The following is an 18,446-nucleotide window of genomic DNA, read 5'->3' as shown; positions in this document are numbered from 1 at the left end:
CGGGGTGTCAGAGGAATTTCCCCAACGCCACGGCGGTATCGGCCATGCGGTTCGAAAAGCCCCATTCGTTGTCGTACCAAGACAGGATGCGGACCATGTTGCCGTCCATCACCTTGGTCTGATCCAGGTGGAAGACCGAGGAATGCGGATCGTGGTTGAAATCGATCGAGACGTTGGGGTGCTCGGTATACCCCAGGATCCCCTTCAGCGGGCCCTGAGCGGCGGCCTTGATGGCGGCGTTGATCTCTTCGGCGCTGGTATCACGCGCGGCCTCGAAGGTCAGATCCACCACCGACACGTTCGGCGTGGGCACCCGGATCGCGACACCGTCCAGCTTGCCGTTCAGCTCGGGCAGCACCAGGCCCACGGCCTTGGCCGCGCCGGTTGAGGTGGGGATCATGCTCATCGCGGCGGCGCGGGCGCGGTAGAGATCCTTGTGCATCGTGTCCAGCGTCGGCTGGTCGCCCGTGTAGCTGTGGATCGTGGTCATGAACCCGCGCTTGATGCCGATGGCGTCGTTCAGCACCTTGGCCACGGGCGCCAGGCAGTTGGTGGTGCAGGAGGCGTTGGAGACCACGGTATCGGCGGCGCCGAGCGTGCCATGGTTGACGCCGTAGACGATGGTCTTGTCGGCGTCCGCGCCGGGGGCCGAGATCAGCACGCGGCTTGATCCGTTCTCCAGATGCAGCGCGGCTTTTTCGCGGGCGGTGAACAGGCCGGTGCATTCCAGCGCCACGTCGACGCCGGCCCAGGGCAGCGCCTTGGGGTCGCGGATCGCGGTCACCTCGATCGGGCCACGGCCCACGTCGATGGTGTTGCCGGCCACCGTGACCTCGCCGGGAAAGCGGCCATGCACGCTGTCGAAGCGCAGCAGATGGGCGTTGGTTTCCACCGGCCCCAGATCGTTGATCGCCACCACCTCGATATCGGTGCGGCCCGATTCCACGATCCCGCGCAGCACATTGCGCCCGATGCGGCCGAAACCGTTGATTGCAACTTTGATGGTCATGCGAGCCTCCCCAAGGGTTGTCCGGTGTAGGCCGAAGCCTTGGGGTTTTTGACCTGCAGGTCAACCGCGAAGCACGGTCTCGTGCCAGAAGGCCGCGCCCTAGCGCCAGAAGGCGATGTATTCGCTCAGCGCGGCCAGCTTCTTTGCCAGGAACAGGCTGCTTTGCATGTCACCGAATACCAGATCGACCAAAAGCAGAACGATGATCACGCCGCCCAGGAAAATCGCCAGCTTGTTGGTCATTCGTGGGGCCGGGGGCCCATGTGGCAGGCCCCGCTCTCCTTAATGCAGAAGCCGCCCCATGGTTGCCGCGACATCGGCCATCCGGCAGGAGAAGCCCCATTCATTGTCATACCAGGCCAGCACCCGAACGGTGCGCCCGCCGATCACTTTCGTCTGATCCGGGGCAAAGATAGACGAATGCGGCGTGTGGTTGAAGTCGATAGAGACCTTGGGCTCGGGGTCATAGGCCAGAACCGCGCCCATATGGCCGGCGGCGGCTTCGCGCACGGCCTCGTTCACATCGTCCACGGTCACGTCCCTGCTGGCCTCGAAGGTCAGATCCACGGCCGAGACATTGGGCGTGGGCACCCGCAGGGCGGTGCCGTCGAGCCGACCCTTGAGTTCGGGCAGAACCTCGCCAATGGCCTTGGCCGCGCCTGTCGAGGTGGGGATCACCGCCATGGCCGCGGCGCGGGCGCGGTAAAGATCGTTGTGGCGGCGATCCAGCGTCGGCTGGTCGCCGGTATAGCTGTGGATCGTCGTCATGATGCCGCGCTCGATGCCGATGGCATCGTTCAGCACCTTGGCCAGCGGCGCCAGACAGTTGGTGGTGCACGAGCCGTTCGAGATCACGTGATCGTCTACGGTCAGCGCCCGGTGGTTCACGCCGTAGACGATCGTCTTGTCGACATTCTTGGCCGGGGCGGAGATCAGCACCCGCTTGGCGCCACGCTCCAGATGCACGGCGGCCTTGTCGCGTGCATTGAACTTGCCGGTGCATTCCAGAACCACGTCGCAGCCCGACCAGTCCAGTTCCGTCGGATCATAGGTGGAGAACACCTGCATCGGGCCGCGGCCAAGATCGAGCGTATCGCCGTCAACCGTGATCTCGCCGCCGAACCGGCCGTGGATGCTGTCGTATTTCAGCAGATGCGCATTGGTCGCGATCGGGCCGGTTGCGTTGATCTTGACCACCTGAACGTCGTTGCGCGCCGTTTCGGCGATATGCGCCAGGGTGCAGCGCCCGATACGGCCAAACCCGTTGATACCAAGGGTAATCGTCATATTCACTCTCCGTCACCAAAGGCTTGCGCCCATCCGTCGCGTTGCGTGGGTGAATACCGGTCTTTCCGCGTTGGCGAAAGGAGAAATGAGAATATATAACAGCATGTTAGCGCAAAAACATGCCGTTAGCGCCAACAAAAGGCGCAAAGCCGCCGATTGCCGCGACTCAGAATCGCAAAGACACGTTCACCGCGAACGGCCCCTTTTCGCCATCCATCAGGCTGAATTGCAGGTCGCTTTCCAGATCCAGCTTTTCCCAGTCGTCGCGGACAACGCTGTCACGCTGAAAGTAAACCTCGTCTCCGCCCTCGGTCCGGATGAAGCCATAGCCTTCGTCGGGAAACAGCCGCACGACCTTGCCGTGGCGCTTTTCCGGGTGTGATTTGACGTGCACGCCGCCGGTCTTGCGGACGTGATCCTCAAGCTGGCGCCGCGCGGCATCGAAACTGTCGCGGATCGCGACGCGGGCATCTTCATGCGCGTAGATATTGCCGGGCGTTCGGTTGACCGACACCATGCCGCCGGGCACCTCCATCTCGATCGCGACTTCGTAGAGATGCCCCTTGCGGCCCTGCCGGTGCGGCAGTTCCACCGTGACCCGGCAAGAGGTGATGCGATCGTAAAACTGTTCCAGCTTCGCGATCCGTTCCCCGATCAACGCCGTCAGCGCGGGCGAGGCATCGAGGCCGTGAAAGGTGATCTGCGGATCGGTTTCCATGGGCGTGTCCTCCTCGGCCATTTTCTGCAGGCAGGATGCCGGGCGCCACCGGGGGCTGCCATGATCTGCATCAACAGGGGGCGCGGGGGCGGATGATGCAGGTCAAAGCGCCCGCGTACCGCCTGTGGTTTCTTAACAATATCCGGCATCAGGCTGGCAGGAGGACAGAAACATGAGCGCACTCGGGCTGAAGATCATCGACGAGTCGGTTCAGGCCGCCAATTCCTGGATCAACGATCTGGACGACCTGACGGGGTGGGGCCACAAGCAGCGCAGCTATCGCTTGCTGCGGGCGGTGATCCATGTGATCCGCGACCATCTGAATGTGGACGAGGCGGCGCAGTTCGGCGCGCAGCTGCCGGTGCTTATCCGGGGCATTTACTACGAAGGCTGGAACCCTTCGAAAACGCCGGTGACCGAGCGTAGCCGCGACGGCTTTATCGAGCGCGTGCAGGCGGCGTTCCGCACCGATCCGATGGGCGACGCGCCCGAGGCGATCGCGGCGGTGATGACGCTGCTGGACGCGCGCATCTCGGCCGGAGAGATGGAGGATGTGCGCGGCACCTTCACGCGGCAGATCCGTACGCTGTTTCCCGACGCCTGAACGAAACCGGCCGCGCGAAGATCGCACGGCCGGAGGATTTCATTTTGAAACAATGCGTTACAGCAGCGCCTTGACCTTTTCGGCCACGGCTTCGGCGGTGATGCCGAAGTGGGTGTAAAGCTCATTCGCCGGGGCCGAGGCCCCGAAACCTTCCATCCCGACAAACCCCGCCTTCGCCTCGCGCCCGCGCTCGCCCAGCAGCCACTGATCCCAGCCGAAGCGCACGCCGGCCTCGATGCCCACGCGAACCGGCCCGGCCGGGAGCACGCGCTTGCGATAGCTCGCGTCCTGCTGCGCGAACAGCTCCCAGCAGGGCATGGAAACGACGCGGGTGCCGATGCCTTCGGCCTGCAGCAGATCGCGCGCTTTCATCGCGATCTCGACCTCAGAGCCGGTGGCCAACAGGATCGCCTGGCGCTTGCCCTCGGCCTCGGCCAGGACATAGGCGCCTTGGGCCGTCAGGTTCTTGACCTTGTGCTCCAGCCGCACGGTGGGCAGGCCCTGGCGCGACAGCGCCAGAACCGATGGCGTGGTTTTCGCGGTCAGCGCGATTTCCCAGGCTTCGGCGGTTTCGATCGTGTCGGCGGGGCGGAACACCATCATGTTGGGCGTCGCGCGCAGCATGGCCACATGTTCGACAGGCTGGTGGGTCGGGCCGTCTTCGCCCAGGCCGATGCTGTCATGCGTCATGACATAGGTGACGGGAATGCCCATCAGCGCCGACAGCCGGATCGAGCCGCGCGCGTAATCGGTGAAGCACAGGAAGGTGCCGCCATAGGGCCGCACACCGCCATGCAGGGCCAAGCCGTTCATCGCGGCGGCCATGCCATGTTCGCGGATGCCGTAGTAGACGTACCGCCCGGCGCGGTTTTCAGGGTCGAACACGCCCAGATCGCCGGTCTTGGTGTTGTTCGATCCGGTCAGATCGGCCGAGCCTCCGACGGTTTCGGACATGATCGGGTTGATCACCTCCAGCACCATCTCGCTTGACTTGCGGGTGGCGACCTTCGGCGCCTCGTCACTGATCTGCTTTTTCAGCGCCTTGATCGTGGCCGAAAGCTTTTTCGGCGCGTCCCCGGCATAAATACGGGCGAATTCCGCCTGTTTGGTACCGGAGAGGGCGGCCAGACGGGCCTCCCACGCGGCGCGCTCTTCGGCGCCACGGCTGCCGATCGCTTCCCATGCGGCCTTCACGCCGGCGGGGATCTCGAACGGCGCGTGGAGCCATCCATAGGCGGCCTTGGTGTCGGCGATCAGTTGCGCATCGGTCAGCGCGCCATGCGCCTTGGGCGTGTCCTGCGCCGACGAGCCCAGGCCGATATGGGTCTTGCAGGCGATCAGCGTCGGGGTTTTCGAGCCCTTGGCGGCGACGATCACCCGGTCGATATCCTCGGGGTCATGCCCGTCGCATTCATAGACGGACCAGCCCGAGGCCTCGAACCGCTTCAACTGATCGGTCTTGTCGGCGATCTCGACCTTGCCGTCGATGGTGATGCCGTTGTTGTCCCAGAACACGATCAGCTTGCTCAGCTCATGCTTGCCGGCAAGGCCGATCGCCTCCTGGCTGACACCTTCCATCAGACAGCCGTCACCGGCGATGACATAGGTGTAGTGATCGACGATCTTCTTGCCGTATTGCGCGCGCTGGATTTCCTCGGCCATGGCGAAGCCGACGGCATTGGCGATGCCCTGACCCAGCGGACCGGTCGTGGTTTCGATGCCCTTGGCATGGCCGTATTCGGGGTGGCCGGCGGTGATCGCGCCCATCTGGCGGAAGTTCTTCACCTGGTCGAGCGTCATGTCTTCATAGCCGGTCAGATGCAGCAGCGCATAGAGCAGCATCGAGCCATGTCCGGCCGACAGGATGAACCGGTCGCGATCGGGCCAGTCGGGGGCCGACGCGTCGAACTTCAGGTGTTTTTCGAACAGAACGGTGGCCACGTCGGCCATGCCCATCGGCATTCCGGAATGGCCGGAATTGGCGGCGTGAATCGCATCCATCGCCAGCGTGCGGATCGCGCAGGCTTTCGACCAGTGGTCGGGATGGGCTTTGGCAAGGGCTTGGATGTCCACTCGGGCTGTCCTTCTTCGGTCAGAGCGCAATTTGCTGCGGCTATATTCAGCGGGGCGCGCAAGATCAAGCGCGGCGGCCAATGTATCGCGCGGAAATGGGGCGCATTTCGCCGGTTCATTGGATAAGATCGGCCGAAGTTTAACCCGCTTCGATTCGCGCGACCGTCCCATGGCGCGCGGGGCGGATGGAAAAAACAAGACCGGGGACAGGCACGAATGAGCGATATTACCGAACTGGAACGCCGGATCACGGCCGCGCTTGAACGGATCGGGCAGGGCACAGAGGCCCTTGCCGCAGCGGCCCAGGCCGGAGCGGCCGAGGATCGGACCGAAACGGCGGCCGATGCCGAGGCGCTTGCCACGGCGCTTGCGGCGCTGGAGGCCGAGCGCGAGGCGAGCGCGAAGCTGGAGGCGCGGGTCAAGGCGATCGGCGAAAAGCAGGACAAGCAGGTGGCCCAGCTGGAGGCGCGGGTGACCAAGCTGACCGCGCGTGCCGAGGCCACCGAGGGCGAGATCGAGCGGCTGCGCCGCGTGAACGCGCAGCTGCGCGCCAACAACAAGGCCCTGCGCGAGGCGAATGCCAAGGGGCTGGGCGATGGCGAGTTGATCAACACATCTATGAAGGCCGAGCTTGACGCCCTGCGCGCCGTGCGCGACACCGACAGGAGCGAGCTGGACGAGATACTGGGCATGCTCGCGCCGCTTGCCGCGGAGGACACCAATGCCTGAAGTTCAGATCAACATCGGCGGCCGCAGCTTTTCGGTCGCCTGCCAGGCCGGCGAAGAGCCGTTTCTTCAGGCCGCCGCCGGGCTGCTGGATGCCGAGGCCTCATCGCTGGTCAGCCAGATCGGGCGACTGCCCGAGGCGCGGATGCTGCTGATGGCCGGGCTGATGCTGGCCGACAAGACCGTCGGGCTGGAAGAGCGGGTGCGCGTGGCCGAGGATGAGCTTGCCCGGCTGCGCAGCGCGCCGGGGCCGGAGCCCAAGCGGATGGAAGTGCCGGTCATCCCCGACAGCGTGACCGAAACCATGGCCGAACTCGCGGCACGGGCCGAGGCGCTGGCCGACGCGGTAGAAGACAAGCTGGCCGCGGCGGGCTGACCCCCCGCGGCCGGGGCGTCAGGCGTTGGCTTCGCGGATCTTTTCGGCGGCGGCCTTGTCATAGGCCACGCCCTGCGCTTCGAAAAGCTGATCCAGCTCGCCCGACAGGGTCATCTCGGTGATGATGTCGCAGCCGCCCACGAACTCACCCTTCACATAAAGCTGCGGGATCGTCGGCCAGTCGGAAAATTCCTTGATGCCCTGGCGCACCGCGTCATCGGCCAGAACGTTGATGTCCTTGAACTGTACGCCCATGAAGTTCAGCACACCGGCCACGCGGCTGGAAAAGCCGCATTGCGGCATCTCTTTGGTGCCTTTCATGTAGAGCACGACGTCATTGCTGGTGATAACGTCTTCAATCAGGATCTTTGTTTCGGTCATACCGGGCTCCTTTATCGTCGGTTTCGGGCCTTTGGGGGGGCACCCCCGGCCCGTGTGTCACGTCCTTGGCCGCGGCGCCCGTCAGCACGCGCGGTCACAGCCGCGCCGGCTATTCCGGCGCCTTGGTGGTCAGCGCCAGCGCGTGAAGCGCGCCGTCATTGCCCGCCATTTTCTCTTTCAGCGCGGCATAGACCGCGCGCTGTTGCTGAACTCGGTTCAACCCGCGAAAGCTTTCATCGACCACCTCGGCGGCCCAATGGTTGCCGTCGCCCGCAAGATCGGTGATCGTAATCTTCGCATCGGGAAACCGCGCGCGGATCAGATGTTCGATTTCCTGGGATTCCATCGCCATGCTCAGCGTCCTTTTTTCTGCCCTGAAATGTAAGTGCCCGGCCCCCGGCTGACAAGCGTCAGGCAAGCGCTGCGGCAAAGGCGCCGCGATAGAGGGCGGAAAAGCCGGCCATGTCCGACTCTTTTGCCCCGAATTTCACCACATCGCCGCCAAACCGGCCTACCGTTTCGAGATGCACGCCGGCATGGCCCGCCGCCACCATCAGCGCCTCGGCCTGATCAAAGCTGCAGGCCAGCAGGTAGCGGCCCTGATCCTCGCCGAAGAGGGTGGGGGTGTCTTCCGCGTCCAGATGCACGCCGATCCCGCCCGCCTCGGCCATTTCGAACGCGGCCAGCGCCAGCCCGCCATCAGACAGATCCGTGCAGGCGCCGATCAGGTCGCGGTTGGCGCGGATGAATTCGCCATTGCGCCGCTCGGCGTCCAGCTCCACATGCGGCGCGTCGCCGTCTTCGCGGTGGAACACCTCGTAGAGCAGGGCGGATTGGCCAAGGTGGCCCGCCGTCTCGCCGACAAGAAGCGCGATCTGGCCCTCCTCGGGCACGCCCGCGATCAGCTCGTCCAGATGCGTGAGAAGGCCGACCGCGCCGATCGTCGGCGTCGGCAGGATGCCCGAGCCGTCGGTTTCGTTGTAAAGAGAGACGTTGCCCGAGACGATCGGCATATCCAGTGCCGAACAGGCCGCGCCGATGCCTTTGATCGCGCCGACGAACTGGCCCATGATCTCGGGCTTTTCGGGGTTGCCGAAATTCAGGTTGTCGGTGGTGGCCAACGGACGGGCGCCCACGGCGCACAGGTTACGATAGGCTTCGGCCACCGCCTGCTTGCCGCCTTCGAACGGGTTGGCCTTCACGTAGCGCGGCGTCACGTCGGAGGTGAAGGCCAGCGCCTTGTCGGTGCCATGCACCCGCACCACGCCCGCGCCAAGGCCGGGGGTGCGCACCGTGTCGGCCATGACCTGGCTGTCATATTGTTCGTACACCCAGTTCTTGGCGGCATAGTTGGGCGAGGTGATCAGCGCGCGCAACGCGTCGATCGGATCAATGCCGGGCACGTCGTCCAGCGGCGCGGCGGCGGGGGTTTCGACCCATGGGCGATCATATTCGGGCGCGGTGCCCGAGAGCGCCTTGAGCGGCAGATCGGCCTTGCACTGGCCATCATGCATGACAAGGAAGCGATCCTCGTCGATCGTTTCGCCGACGATGGCAAAATCGAGATCCCATTTGTCGAACACCGCCTTGGCCTCGGCCTCTTTCTCGGGGCGCAGCACCATCAGCATCCGTTCCTGGGATTCCGACAGCATCATCTCATAGGCGGTCATGTTCTCTTCGCGGCAGGGCACCTTTTCCAGATCGAGCCGCACGCCCAGATCGCCCTTGTCGCCCATTTCGACGGCCGAGCAGGTGAGGCCCGCCGCGCCCATATCCTGAATCGAGATCACCGCGCCCGTGGCCATCAGCTCCAGCGTGGCCTCCATCAGCCGCTTTTCGGTGAACGGGTCACCGACCTGAACGGTGGGGCGCTTTTCCTCGATCGTGTCGTCGAATTCGGCCGATGCCATGGTGGCGCCGCCGACGCCGTCGCGCCCGGTCTTCGCGCCAAGATAGACCACCGGCATGCCGACGCCCGACGCGGCGGAATAGAAGATCTTGTCCGCATCGGCGAGACCCGCGGCGAAGGCGTTCACAAGGCAGTTGCCGTTATAGGCGGCGTGGAACCGCACCTCGCCGCCCACTGTCGGAACGCCGAAACAGTTGCCATATCCGCCCACGCCCTCGACCACGCCGTTCACAAGCTGCCGGGTTTTGGGATGGCTGGTTTCGCCGAAGCTGAGAGCGTTCATCGCGGCGATGGGGCGCGCGCCCATGGTGAACACGTCGCGCAGGATGCCGCCCACGCCTGTGGCCGCGCCCTGATAGGGCTCGATATACGACGGGTGGTTGTGGCTTTCCATCTTGAACACCACGGCCTGACCATCGCCGATATCGACAACGCCGGCGTTTTCGCCGGGGCCGCAGATCACCTGCGCGCCGGTGGTGGGCAGGGTGCGCAGCCATTTCTTGGAGGATTTGTAGGAACAATGCTCGTTCCACATGGCCGAAAAGATGCCAAGCTCGGTAAAGGAGGGCTCCCGGTTCAGCAGCCGGATGATCTCGGCATATTCATCGGAATTCAGCCCGTGGGCGGCAATAAGCTCTTCGGTGATCTGCGGCTCTTGCATTTCGCGGTTCATCCCCCTGGATATCGGTTGCGCCGGTCTTAAGCCAAGCGGCTGCGCGGGGGAAGGGCCAATGGGGGCAGGCGCGCCGCGGTCGGGCGGGCAAAAAAAAGGCCGAGACAAAGCTCGGCCAAAGTCCAACAGGGAGGTGAAGGGATGGAATAACCATCGTCTTCGAGGCCTGATCTATGGGCCGTCCTCCACGCGTTCAAGGAAAAAATGCTGCATATGCATCATGACTGTCATGATCTCAGCGCATAGCTTACAACTTTGGCGTTTCTTTTTGCCGTTTCCGGTGCTCGATTATCTCTTCGGTCACAAAGTCGCGGAAGGCGGCGATGCGCTGAGACTGGCGCAATTCCTCGGGGTAGGCCAGGAACACCGGCACCTCGTTGCTTTCCAGTTCGGGCAGTACGCGCACCAGGGCGGGGAAATCCTCGGTCAGGTAGTTCGGCAGAACGCCGATTCCCAGACCGTTGATCACCCCCTGCAGAACCCCGAAATAGTTGTTTACCGTCAGCGTCGAGGGGATGTCGCGCATCATCAGCTCGCGCACCAGCGCGGCGCCCGCGCCCACCTGGGGGGCAGAGGTGTTTTGGCAGATCAGCCGGTGGGTGGTGAAATCTTCCATGGTTTCCGGCGTGCCCCGTTCAGCCAGATATTCCGGCGAGGCATAGAGCCGCATCCGAACCGTCATCAACCGCCGGCGGATCAGGTCGGCCTGGCTGGGCTCTTTCATGCGGATCGCCACGTCGGCCTCGCGCATGGGCAGATCCAGTACGCGTTCTTCCAGCATCAGGTCGATTTTCAGATCCGGGTATTTTTCGTAGAGCTTCGGCAGGCGCGGCGCCAGCCACAGGGTGCCGAACCCGGTGGTCGTGGTCACGCGCAATTCGCCGAACACCTCTTCCTCGCTGTCCTTGATGCGCGCGGCGGCGGTTTCAAGCCGTTTGATCATCGCGCTGGTCGCGTCGAACAGCAATTCCCCCTGCTCAGTCAGAATCAGCCCCCGCGCATGGCGGTGAAAAAGCGTGGTTCCCAGGCTTTCTTCCAGCGATCTGATCTGCCGGGACACAGCCGATTGCGACAGGTGCAGCACATCGCCCGCATGGGTCAGGCTGCCCGCATCCGCAACGGCGTGAAATATTCTGAGCTTGTCCCAATCCATCGTGAAATACGCCTACGCTCCTGATCTGCATTGCGCGAGTTACCTACGCTGACGCATAGCGGGTTTGCAAATGAAGACTGGATGAAAGCTGATTTTTTAGGTCGGGAATTTTCGCGTGATGTCATGTTATGCCGCCTTCACGGGGGGCTGTGCGTAATGAATGGGCATGAAATCGCGGGCATCTTGCATAATGCCCGTCGCTGGGTGCCTGAAAGCCCCGGCGCGGCGGACGGCCTGCCGCAAAAGGGGTGCATTGGCCGGGGCGCCAGCGTAAACTTCACCCAAACATGTCCGGCCCGTCATATTTTCTTCCCAGACCGGAGGATTTTCGCTAACCCGCGCCCGACGGCCCGAGGACGGGCGCGGCAATCAGGAAAACGGCCGTGAGCCACCACGCAACGCGCGAAATAAGCTATGCCAGCTCGGCCCGGTCCAAGGGCGGCCGGGTGCTGATCCGCGTTCTGGAAAACGCCACCGGCCGGCTGCGCCTGATCCGCCGCGCCGAGGGGTATGAAAACGAGGTCGCCGCGGGCCGTGATTTCTGGGACGTGATCGTGGAACGCTACGGGCTGAGCCTTGAGGTGACCGCCGGCTCCTTGTCGCGCATTCCCGCCAACGGGCCGCTGATTCTGATTGCCAACCATCCTTACGGCATCCTCGACGGGCTGATGATGGGCCATATCCTTTCGGAGGTGCGGGGCGATTTTCGCATCCTGGCCCATTCGGTGTTTCGCAAGGCCCACGAGCTGAACGAGATCATCCTGCCGATCAGCTTTGACGAAACCAAAGAGGCGCAGCGCCAGAACATCGAAACCCGCAAGAAGGCGCTGGACTATCTGGCGCGCGGCGGGGCGATCGGGGTGTTTCCCGGCGGCACCGTCTCCACTGCGGCGCGGCCGTTCTCGGCGCCGATGGATCCCGGCTGGCGCAGCTTCACCGCGCGGATGGTGGCCAAATCGAACGCCACGGTGGTGCCGATCTTCTTCGAGGGCCATAATTCGCGCCTGTTCCAGCTGGCCAGCCATCTGCATTCCACCCTGCGGCTCGCGCTTCTGATCAAGGAGTTCCGCGCCCGGGTCGATGAACCGGTGCGCGTGGTGGTGGGCGACCCGATCCCGCAGCCCGCGCTTCAGGCCCATTCGGGCGATCCCAAAGCAATGATGGATTTCCTGCGGAAGGCGACGTATGAGTTGTCGCCAAACCCCTTGAAGTCGTTCGATTACGGCTTCGAGTTCGAGGAGAAGCACAAGGCATAATGGCGGTTGGTATTTTCGATTCTGGTCTGGGCGGGCTGACCGTTCTGGACGTGGTGGCCAAGCGGCTGCCCGATGTGCCCTTTGTCTATTTCGGGGATAATGCGCATACGCCCTATGGCGTGCGCGACGCCGACGACGTGTTCAACCTGACCACCGCGGGGGTCGAGCGGCTGTGGGCGGCGGGCTGCGATCTTGTGATCCTGGCGTGCAACACCGCCTCGGCGGTGGCGCTGAAACGGATGCAGGAAACCTGGCTGCCCGATGACAAGCGCGTGCTGGGCGTTTTCGTGCCCCTGATCGAGGCGCTGACCGAAAGGCGCTGGGGCGACAATTCCCCCCCGCGCGAGGTTGCGGTCAAGCATGTGGCGCTGTTCGCGACACCGGCCACAGTTTCCAGCCGCGCGTTCCAGCGCGAGCTGGCTTTCCGCGCGGTCGGTGTGGATGTCGAGGCGCAGCCCTGCGGCGGCGTTGTCGATGCGATCGAGCAGGGCGACGAGATTCTGGCCGAGGCACTGGTGCGCAGCCATGTCGAGGCGCTGCTGCGCCGGATGCCGAAGCCCGAGGCCGCGATACTGGGCTGCACCCATTATCCGCTGATGCAGGCGGTGTTTCAGGATGCGCTGGGGCCGGATGTCACCGTCTATTCGCAGGCCGACCTGGTGGCCGAAAGCCTGGCCGATTACCTGGAGCGCCATCCCGACATGCTGGGCGCGGGCACGGAAACGATGTTCCTGACCACGGGCGATCCGGCGAAAGTGTCGAGCAAGGCCACACAGTTCCTGCGGCACCGCATCGAATTTCAGGCCGCGTGATTGCGGGCGGCGCCGATTCCCCCTACATCCACAGCAACATTTCCGGAAGGTCGCGCCATGACCCATAAAATCGCCATCCTCGGCGCCTCGGGCTATACCGGGGCAGAGCTTGTCCGGCTGATCGCCACCCATCCGACGATGGAGATCACCGCCCTGTCGGCCGACCGCAAGGCCGGGATGACGATGGGCGCGGTGTTCCCGCATCTGCGCCACCTGACGCTGCCCACGCTGGTGCGGATCGAAGAAATCGACTTTGCCGACGTCGATCTGGTGTTCTGCGCCCTGCCGCATGCCACCTCGCAGGAGGTCATCGCCGGGCTGCCGCGCCATCTGAAGGTCGTGGATCTGTCGGCCGATTTCCGTCTGCGCGATCCGGTGGAATATGAAAAATGGTATGGCAAACCCCATGCCGCGCCGGAGTTGCAGAAAGAGGCGGTTTACGGCCTGACCGAGTTCTACCGCGACGAGATCCGCGGCGCGCGGCTGGTGGCCGGCACCGGCTGCAACGCCGCCACCGGCCAATATGCCATCCGACCGCTGATCGAAGCGGCGGTGATCGACCTTGATGAAATCGTGATCGACCTGAAGGCTGCGGTATCGGGCGCGGGCCGGTCGTTGAAGGAAAACCTGCTGCATGCGGAGCTGTCCGAAGGCTATCAGGCCTATGCGGCGGGTGGCACGCACCGGCATCTGGGCGAGTTCGATCAGGAGTTCAGCAAGGCCGCCGGCCGGCCGGTGCAGGTGCAGTTCACCCCGCATCTGATCCCCGCGAACCGGGGTATCCTGGCCACCGTCTATCTGCGCGGTGATGCCGCAGCCGTGCATGACGCCTTGGCAAAGGCCTACGAAAATGAGACTTTCATAAAGGTTCTGCCGATGGGCGAACATCCGTCGACCAAACATGTGCGCGGTTCGAATTTCGTGCATATCGGCGTGGTGGCGGACCGGTTGCCGGGCCGGGTCATGGTGATCGCGGCGCTGGACAACCTGACCAAGGGATCGTCGGGGCAGGCGTTGCAGAACGCGAACCTGATGCTGGGGGGGGAAGAGACCGCGGGCCTGATGCTGGCACCGGTCTTCCCCTGAGGAGGAGGCGAAAGATGCATGGACTCAAGAAGAAACGGCGGGTGCAGATCGTTCTGGTGGCCTTTGCGGCACTGGCGATTTCCACCGCGCTGATCGGATATGCCATGCGCGACGGGATCAATTTCTTCCGCTCGCCCTCGCAGGTCGTCGAGGAACCGCCACGCGCGAACGAGGTGTTCCGCATCGGCGGGCTGGTCGAGGAAGGCACGCTGCAGCGCGGCGCGGGCGAAACCATCCGCTTCAGCGTTACCGATGGCGGGGCCACGGTACCTGTTACCTTTACCGGTGTGCTGCCGGATCTGTTTGGCGAGAATCAGGGGATGATCGGCACCGGTCGTTACATCAACGGTGTCTTTGAAGCGTCTGAAATCCTTGCCAAACATGACGAAAGCTACATGCCGAAAGAGGTTGTGGACGCGCTGAAGGAGCAGGGCGTCTACCAGGAACCGAACGGTAGCTGAGCAGCTTTTTAACCTGATATGGCCGAAATTTCCCCCGGGTTCCGCAAGGCTCGGGGGTTTTCATGTTGTCTGTGGAAGAAATCGCGAAGGCCATTGTCGCCCGTGAGGGCGGCTATGTGAATGACCCGGACGATCCGGGTGGCGCCACGAAATACGGCGTGACGATCGGCACGATGCGTCGGCTGGGCATGGATCTGACGGGCGACGGGCAGGTCACCGCCGAAGACGTGAAGCGCCTGACGCGCGAGCAGGCCGAGCGCCTGTTCATCGAGCACTATTATCATCGGCCCCGGATCGACGCCTTGCCCGAGGTGCTGCGGGCCTCTGTGTTCGACATGTATGTCAACGCGGGCGCCAATGCGGTGCGCATTCTGCAGCGGCTGCTGAACGAGATGGGGCAGGCGGTGACGGTCGATGGCGCGATCGGGCCGCAGACCATCGCCGCCGCCCATGCCGCCGCTGCCGCCGCGCCCCGGCACATCGCCGATGCCTATGGCATTGCCCGGCGCAACTACTATTACGCCCTGGCCGACAGCCGCCCGGCCAGCCGCAAATACGCAATGCGCCGCGATGGCGGCAAGGGCGGGTGGATTCGCCGGGCCGAGGAATTCATCGCGCCGGCCTACCACCTGACCGAGGCGGAACATGCGGAAAGGACAGGGGCATGGGGCTGATCGAGGGGATGTTGACGCTGCTGTTCGGCAATGGCCGCAATGTTCTGCGCGACACGGCGCAGGTGTTTCGCGAAAACGCGGAAGCGGGCGCGGGGCGTGATCTGGCGCGCTCCGACGCGGCGCTGGCGCAGTTCACCGCGGAATTTGCCCGCGTCGAACGCGGGCTGTTCGACCGGATCATCGACGGGCTCAACCGCCTGCCGCGCCCGGCGCTGGCGCTTGGCACCATCGCGCTGTTGGTGTCGGCGATGGTCGATCCGATCTGGTTCGCGACGCGGATGCAGGGCATCGCGCTGGTGCCGGAGCCGCTCTGGTGGCTGCTGGGCGCCATCATCTCTTTCTATTTCGGCGCGCGGCATCAGACGAAAGGGCAAGAGTTTCAACGCTCTATCGCCGAAACCGTGGCCCGCGCGCCGCAGGTGGCGCAGAACATCAGCGGGCTTGAGCTGTTGCGCGCGGACCCTGCTCCGGTGGCGGTGGCCGCCGCGCCGAATGCGGCGCTGGAGGATTGGAGGCGCGGCCGATGATCCCCTGTCTTGCGGCGCTGATCGCGGGTCTGTCGGCGCTCAGCCTGTTTGACCAGTGGAGCCGCGCCGGCGGGCGCGATCTGCTGAGCCTGGCGATGCTGGCGGCGGGCGCGATGCTGGTACTCGGCCAGGGCTGAGCCGGCTCACGAAACTGTGGCGCGGTACCGCAGGCGATGACAGTTGGCCTTGGCCGACATTGGCTTTAGTATCCGCACCATGATTACAGAGCTTGGCCACTTCGCCCTTATCCTCGCCTTCGCCGTCGCCATCGTGCAGATGGTGGTTCCCCTCGTCGGCGCCCACAAGGGCTGGAGCGGCTGGATGGCCGTGGCCGAGCCCGCCGCGACCGTGCAGTTCCTGCTGACGGCCGTCAGCTTCGCGGCGCTGACGCATGCCTTCGTCACCTCGGATTTCTCGGTGCAACTGGTGGTGGCGAACTCACACACCGCCAAGCCGATGCTCTACAAAGTGTCAGGCGTCTGGGGCAATCACGAAGGCTCTATGCTGCTGTGGGTGCTGATCCTGACACTGTTCGGTGCGCTGGCGGCATGGTTCGGGGGCAACCTGCCGCCCACGCTGCGCGCCCGGGTGCTGGGGGTGCAAAGCGCAATCGCCGTGGCGTTTTTCGCCTTTATCCTGTTCACCTCGAACCCGTTCGTGCGCATGGCGATCCCGCCGTTCAACGGGCAGGATCTGAACCCGCTGTTGCAGGATCCGGGGCTCGCCTTTCATCCGCCGTTTCTTTATCTCGGCTATGTCGGCCTTTCGATCTGCTTCTCCTTCGCCGTCGCCGCGCTGATCGAGGGGCGGGTGGATGCCGCGTGGGCGCGCTGGGTGCGGCCCTGGACCCTGCTGTCATGGATGTTCCTGACCGTCGGCATCGCATTGGGAAGCTGGTGGGCCTATTACGAACTGGGCTGGGGCGGGTTCTGGTTCTGGGATCCGGTCGAGAACGCCTCTTTCATGCCGTGGCTGATCGCCGCCGCGCTGCTGCATTCGGCCATCGTGGTGGAAAAGCGCGAGGCGCTGAAAAGCTGGACCATCCTGCTTGCGATCATGGCGTTCGGCTTTTCGCTGATCGGCACGTTCATCGTGCGCTCGGGCGTCATCACATCGGTGCATGCCTTTGCCAATGACCCGGAGCGCGGCGTGTTCATCCTGATGATTCTGGCCGTCTTCATGGGCGGCGCGCTGATCCTCTATGCGGCCCGCGCCGGCGTGATGCAGGCCAAGGGCGTGTTCGGCGTGGTCAGCCGTGAAACCGCGCTGGTGCTCAACAATGTGCTGCTGGCGGTCTCGGCGCTGGTGGTGTTCATCGGTACGATCTGGCCGCTGGTGGCAGAGATGGCCTTCGCCCGGAAACTTTCGGTCGGGCCGCCGTTCTTCGATATGGCTTTCACGCCCTTCATGGTCATCCTGGCACTGATCCTGCCCGTCGGCGCGATCCTGCCGTGGAAACGGGCGCGGATCGGCCGCGCCCTGAAACAGCTGCGGTGGGCGTTGATCCTGGCGCTGGCGCTGGGGGCGCTGGCCTGGGCAATGCAGACCGGCCGGTCGTCGCTGGGGCCCGTGGGGCTGTTCCTGGGCACATGGCTGGTGGCGGGGTCGGTCGTCGATCTGCTTGGCCGGACGGGGCGGGGCGCGATCGGCGCGCGGCTGCGCCGCATGGCCCGGCTGCCACGCGCCGACTGGGGCAAGGCGGTGGCCCATGCCGGGCTTGGTGTCACCATCTTCGGCGTCGCCGCCCTGACCGCCTGGCAGCAGGAGGATATCCGCGTCACCCGTATCGGCGAGCGGTTTCAGGTGGGTGACTGGGGCATTCAACTGGACGATGTGCAACGCCTGCAGGGGCCGAACTATGTCACCACGCAGGGCACCATTTCTGTCTGGCGCGACGACACCAAGCTCTATGAGCTTACTCCTGAAAAGCGGGTTTATCCGGTGGCGGGCATGCCCACCACCGAGGCCGCGATTCACAACGGCATCCTGCGCGATATCTATCTTGTGATCGGCGATCCGCAGAATGACGGCGGCTGGGCCGTGCGGACCTATCTCAAACCCTTTGCCAACTGGATCTGGACCGGCGCCATCATCATGGCCTTCGGCGGCGTGCTGAGCCTGTCGGACCGGCGCTACAGGGTCGCGGCGGGTGCTGCCAAGGCGGCTGCACGCCCCGCGGCGGTTCCGGCGGAGTGAGCGTGATGAAATACCTGATCCTCGCGCTGACGCTGTTCCTTTCGGCCCCGGCCTTCGCCGTCGAACCGGGCGAGGTGCTGACCGACCCGGCGCTTGAGGCGCGCGCGCGCGCGCTTTCCAAGGGGCTGCGCTGTCTGGTCTGCCGGAACGAGAGCATCGACGAATCCAACGCGGCCCTGGCCAAGGATCTGCGCCTGCTGGTCCGCGAGCGGCTGGTCGAGGGCGACACCGACGAACAGGCCATCGCCTTCATCGTGGATCGCTACGGCGAATATGTGCTGCTGAAACCCACCGCCAGCGGGGCCAACCTGGTGCTCTGGGTCGCGGGGCCGGCGATGCTGATCCTGGCGCTTGGCATCGGCGGGACCTATGTCGCGCGCCGGCGCAAGGCCGCGGAGGCGCCCGGTGAGGGCCTGAGTGAGGCCGAGCAGGCCCGGCTGAACGAAATTATGGCCGAGTAACCCCCGGTTTCGCTTTCCTGCCCGCCCGCCCGGCCTATGCTGCGCCAAAGGCACGGGCAGGGAG

Annotated in this window: 21 protein-coding genes; 12 read left to right on the top strand and 9 right to left on the bottom strand. The window is 64.4% G+C overall.

The window, feature by feature from the left end; genetic code table 11:
- Window positions 1-7 precede the first annotated feature (7 nt).
- From gap (TQ29_RS10770) to TQ29_RS10755, 4 genes are all read right to left on the bottom strand, one after another.
- The gene (gap, locus tag TQ29_RS10770) at window positions 8-1,009 is read right to left on the bottom strand and encodes a type I glyceraldehyde-3-phosphate dehydrogenase (RefSeq protein ID WP_054539154.1); all 1,002 of its coding nucleotides are present in this window, start codon (window positions 1,007-1,009) and stop codon (window positions 8-10) included.
- Between the two features lie 99 nt (window positions 1,010-1,108).
- Complete coding sequence (locus TQ29_RS20950) at window positions 1,109-1,252, bottom strand: hypothetical protein (RefSeq protein ID WP_037208460.1); 144 nt, start codon at window positions 1,250-1,252, stop codon at window positions 1,109-1,111.
- A 39-nt stretch (window positions 1,253-1,291) separates the two neighbouring features.
- A complete protein-coding gene (gene gap, locus TQ29_RS10760) occupies window positions 1,292-2,296 on the bottom strand; it encodes a type I glyceraldehyde-3-phosphate dehydrogenase (protein ID WP_054539153.1) in 1,005 nt (334 codons plus the stop codon).
- A 166-nt stretch (window positions 2,297-2,462) separates the two neighbouring features.
- Window positions 2,463-3,014: an HPF/RaiA family ribosome-associated protein gene (locus TQ29_RS10755; protein WP_054540407.1), complete on the bottom strand. Its 552-nt coding sequence runs from the start codon at window positions 3,012-3,014 to the stop codon at window positions 2,463-2,465.
- A 172-nt stretch (window positions 3,015-3,186) separates the two neighbouring features.
- Here TQ29_RS10755 and TQ29_RS10750 point away from each other — a divergent pair, with 172 nt between their 5' ends.
- A complete protein-coding gene (locus TQ29_RS10750; protein ID WP_054539152.1) occupies window positions 3,187-3,618 on the top strand; it encodes a DUF2267 domain-containing protein in 432 nt (143 codons plus the stop codon).
- A gap of 57 nt (window positions 3,619-3,675) precedes the next feature.
- On the opposite strand, the gene tkt is transcribed toward TQ29_RS10750, so the two are convergent.
- Entirely contained in the window at window positions 3,676-5,691 is a 2,016-nt protein-coding gene (gene tkt / locus TQ29_RS10745; RefSeq protein WP_054539151.1) for a transketolase, read from the bottom strand.
- A gap of 216 nt (window positions 5,692-5,907) precedes the next feature.
- Here tkt and TQ29_RS10740 point away from each other — a divergent pair, with 216 nt between their 5' ends.
- The gene (locus TQ29_RS10740) at window positions 5,908-6,420 is read left to right on the top strand and encodes a hypothetical protein (protein WP_054539150.1); all 513 of its coding nucleotides are present in this window, start codon (window positions 5,908-5,910) and stop codon (window positions 6,418-6,420) included.
- A complete protein-coding gene (locus TQ29_RS10735) occupies window positions 6,413-6,793 on the top strand; it encodes a cell division protein ZapA (protein WP_037208450.1) in 381 nt (126 codons plus the stop codon). The genes TQ29_RS10740 and TQ29_RS10735 overlap by 8 nt, the downstream gene beginning before the upstream one ends.
- Window positions 6,794-6,811: 18 nt before the next feature.
- On the opposite strand, the gene grxD is transcribed toward TQ29_RS10735, so the two are convergent.
- From grxD to TQ29_RS10715, 4 genes are all read right to left on the bottom strand, one after another.
- A complete protein-coding gene (grxD, locus tag TQ29_RS10730) occupies window positions 6,812-7,174 on the bottom strand; it encodes a Grx4 family monothiol glutaredoxin (RefSeq protein ID WP_054539149.1) in 363 nt (120 codons plus the stop codon).
- 109 nt (window positions 7,175-7,283) lie between these two features.
- Window positions 7,284-7,526, bottom strand: coding sequence for a BolA family protein (locus TQ29_RS10725; protein ID WP_037208446.1), 243 nt, complete (start codon window positions 7,524-7,526; stop codon window positions 7,284-7,286).
- A gap of 58 nt (window positions 7,527-7,584) precedes the next feature.
- Complete coding sequence (gene purL, locus TQ29_RS10720) at window positions 7,585-9,744, bottom strand: phosphoribosylformylglycinamidine synthase subunit PurL (protein ID WP_054540406.1); 2,160 nt, start codon at window positions 9,742-9,744, stop codon at window positions 7,585-7,587.
- A gap of 259 nt (window positions 9,745-10,003) precedes the next feature.
- On the bottom strand, window positions 10,004-10,909 hold the full coding sequence (locus TQ29_RS10715; RefSeq protein WP_054539148.1) for a LysR family transcriptional regulator: 906 nt from the start codon (window positions 10,907-10,909) through the stop codon (window positions 10,004-10,006).
- 383 nt (window positions 10,910-11,292) lie between these two features.
- Between TQ29_RS10715 and TQ29_RS10710 the strand changes: the two genes are divergently transcribed.
- From TQ29_RS10710 to TQ29_RS10675, 9 genes are all read left to right on the top strand, one after another.
- The gene (locus tag TQ29_RS10710) at window positions 11,293-12,165 is read left to right on the top strand and encodes a lysophospholipid acyltransferase family protein (RefSeq protein WP_054539147.1); all 873 of its coding nucleotides are present in this window, start codon (window positions 11,293-11,295) and stop codon (window positions 12,163-12,165) included.
- Window positions 12,165-12,977, top strand: a complete 813-nt coding sequence (locus TQ29_RS10705; RefSeq protein ID WP_054539146.1) for a glutamate racemase — start codon at window positions 12,165-12,167, stop codon at window positions 12,975-12,977. The genes TQ29_RS10710 and TQ29_RS10705 overlap by 1 nt, the downstream gene beginning before the upstream one ends.
- 57 nt (window positions 12,978-13,034) lie before the next feature.
- Complete coding sequence (argC, locus tag TQ29_RS10700; RefSeq protein ID WP_054539145.1) at window positions 13,035-14,063, top strand: N-acetyl-gamma-glutamyl-phosphate reductase; 1,029 nt, start codon at window positions 13,035-13,037, stop codon at window positions 14,061-14,063.
- Window positions 14,064-14,077: 14 nt separating this feature from the next.
- Window positions 14,078-14,524 carry a cytochrome c maturation protein CcmE gene (gene ccmE, locus TQ29_RS10695; protein ID WP_054539144.1) on the top strand — a complete coding sequence of 149 codons (447 nt, stop codon included), beginning with the start codon at window positions 14,078-14,080 and terminating at the stop codon, window positions 14,522-14,524.
- Window positions 14,525-14,586: 62 nt separating this feature from the next.
- On the top strand, window positions 14,587-15,198 hold the full coding sequence (locus TQ29_RS10690; protein WP_054539143.1) for a holin-associated N-acetylmuramidase: 612 nt from the start codon (window positions 14,587-14,589) through the stop codon (window positions 15,196-15,198).
- On the top strand, window positions 15,189-15,725 hold the full coding sequence (locus TQ29_RS10685; RefSeq protein WP_054539142.1) for a holin family protein: 537 nt from the start codon (window positions 15,189-15,191) through the stop codon (window positions 15,723-15,725). Before TQ29_RS10690 ends, TQ29_RS10685 begins: the two co-directional genes overlap by 10 nt.
- On the top strand, window positions 15,722-15,862 hold the full coding sequence (locus tag TQ29_RS20680; RefSeq protein ID WP_157445571.1) for a hypothetical protein: 141 nt from the start codon (window positions 15,722-15,724) through the stop codon (window positions 15,860-15,862). The genes TQ29_RS10685 and TQ29_RS20680 overlap by 4 nt, the downstream gene beginning before the upstream one ends.
- A 79-nt stretch (window positions 15,863-15,941) precedes the next feature.
- The gene (locus TQ29_RS10680; protein WP_054540405.1) at window positions 15,942-17,921 is read left to right on the top strand and encodes a heme lyase CcmF/NrfE family subunit; all 1,980 of its coding nucleotides are present in this window, start codon (window positions 15,942-15,944) and stop codon (window positions 17,919-17,921) included.
- A gap of 5 nt (window positions 17,922-17,926) precedes the next feature.
- The gene (locus TQ29_RS10675; protein ID WP_054539141.1) at window positions 17,927-18,382 is read left to right on the top strand and encodes a cytochrome c-type biogenesis protein; all 456 of its coding nucleotides are present in this window, start codon (window positions 17,927-17,929) and stop codon (window positions 18,380-18,382) included.
- Window positions 18,383-18,446 lie beyond the last annotated feature (64 nt).

This window comes from Actibacterium sp. EMB200-NS6 (genome assembly GCF_001305615.1).
Classification (GTDB): Bacteria; Pseudomonadota; Alphaproteobacteria; order Rhodobacterales; family Rhodobacteraceae; genus Actibacterium_A; species Actibacterium_A naphthalenivorans.
Note: the sequence above shows the minus strand (reverse complement) of the source record. Positions and strands in the feature narration are given on the sequence as shown.

What these genes read in the sequence shown, in the direction of transcription:
- grxD (WP_054539149.1), bottom strand. Translation starts at nt 7,174, where the DNA reads ATGACCGAAACAAAGATCCTGATTGAAGACGTTATCACCAGCAATGAC.
- TQ29_RS10685 (WP_054539142.1), top strand. Translation starts at nt 15,189, where the DNA reads ATGGGGCTGATCGAGGGGATGTTGACGCTGCTGTTCGGCAATGGCCGC.
- TQ29_RS10715 (WP_054539148.1), bottom strand. Translation starts at nt 10,909, where the DNA reads ATGGATTGGGACAAGCTCAGAATATTTCACGCCGTTGCGGATGCGGGC.
- TQ29_RS10750 (WP_054539152.1), top strand. Translation starts at nt 3,187, where the DNA reads ATGAGCGCACTCGGGCTGAAGATCATCGACGAGTCGGTTCAGGCCGCC.
- TQ29_RS10705 (WP_054539146.1), top strand. Translation starts at nt 12,165, where the DNA reads ATGGCGGTTGGTATTTTCGATTCTGGTCTGGGCGGGCTGACCGTTCTG.
- TQ29_RS10690 (WP_054539143.1), top strand. Translation starts at nt 14,587, where the DNA reads ATGTTGTCTGTGGAAGAAATCGCGAAGGCCATTGTCGCCCGTGAGGGC.
- TQ29_RS20680 (WP_157445571.1), top strand. Translation starts at nt 15,722, where the DNA reads ATGATCCCCTGTCTTGCGGCGCTGATCGCGGGTCTGTCGGCGCTCAGC.
- TQ29_RS10725 (WP_037208446.1), bottom strand. Translation starts at nt 7,526, where the DNA reads ATGGCGATGGAATCCCAGGAAATCGAACATCTGATCCGCGCGCGGTTT.
- TQ29_RS20950 (WP_037208460.1), bottom strand. Translation starts at nt 1,252, where the DNA reads ATGACCAACAAGCTGGCGATTTTCCTGGGCGGCGTGATCATCGTTCTG.
- TQ29_RS10740 (WP_054539150.1), top strand. Translation starts at nt 5,908, where the DNA reads ATGAGCGATATTACCGAACTGGAACGCCGGATCACGGCCGCGCTTGAA.
- TQ29_RS10755 (WP_054540407.1), bottom strand. Translation starts at nt 3,014, where the DNA reads ATGGAAACCGATCCGCAGATCACCTTTCACGGCCTCGATGCCTCGCCC.
- ccmE (WP_054539144.1), top strand. Translation starts at nt 14,078, where the DNA reads ATGCATGGACTCAAGAAGAAACGGCGGGTGCAGATCGTTCTGGTGGCC.
- argC (WP_054539145.1), top strand. Translation starts at nt 13,035, where the DNA reads ATGACCCATAAAATCGCCATCCTCGGCGCCTCGGGCTATACCGGGGCA.
- TQ29_RS10680 (WP_054540405.1), top strand. Translation starts at nt 15,942, where the DNA reads ATGATTACAGAGCTTGGCCACTTCGCCCTTATCCTCGCCTTCGCCGTC.
- purL (WP_054540406.1), bottom strand. Translation starts at nt 9,744, where the DNA reads ATGCAAGAGCCGCAGATCACCGAAGAGCTTATTGCCGCCCACGGGCTG.
- gap (WP_054539153.1), bottom strand. Translation starts at nt 2,296, where the DNA reads ATGACGATTACCCTTGGTATCAACGGGTTTGGCCGTATCGGGCGCTGC.
- TQ29_RS10675 (WP_054539141.1), top strand. Translation starts at nt 17,927, where the DNA reads ATGAAATACCTGATCCTCGCGCTGACGCTGTTCCTTTCGGCCCCGGCC.
- gap (WP_054539154.1), bottom strand. Translation starts at nt 1,009, where the DNA reads ATGACCATCAAAGTTGCAATCAACGGTTTCGGCCGCATCGGGCGCAAT.
- TQ29_RS10735 (WP_037208450.1), top strand. Translation starts at nt 6,413, where the DNA reads ATGCCTGAAGTTCAGATCAACATCGGCGGCCGCAGCTTTTCGGTCGCC.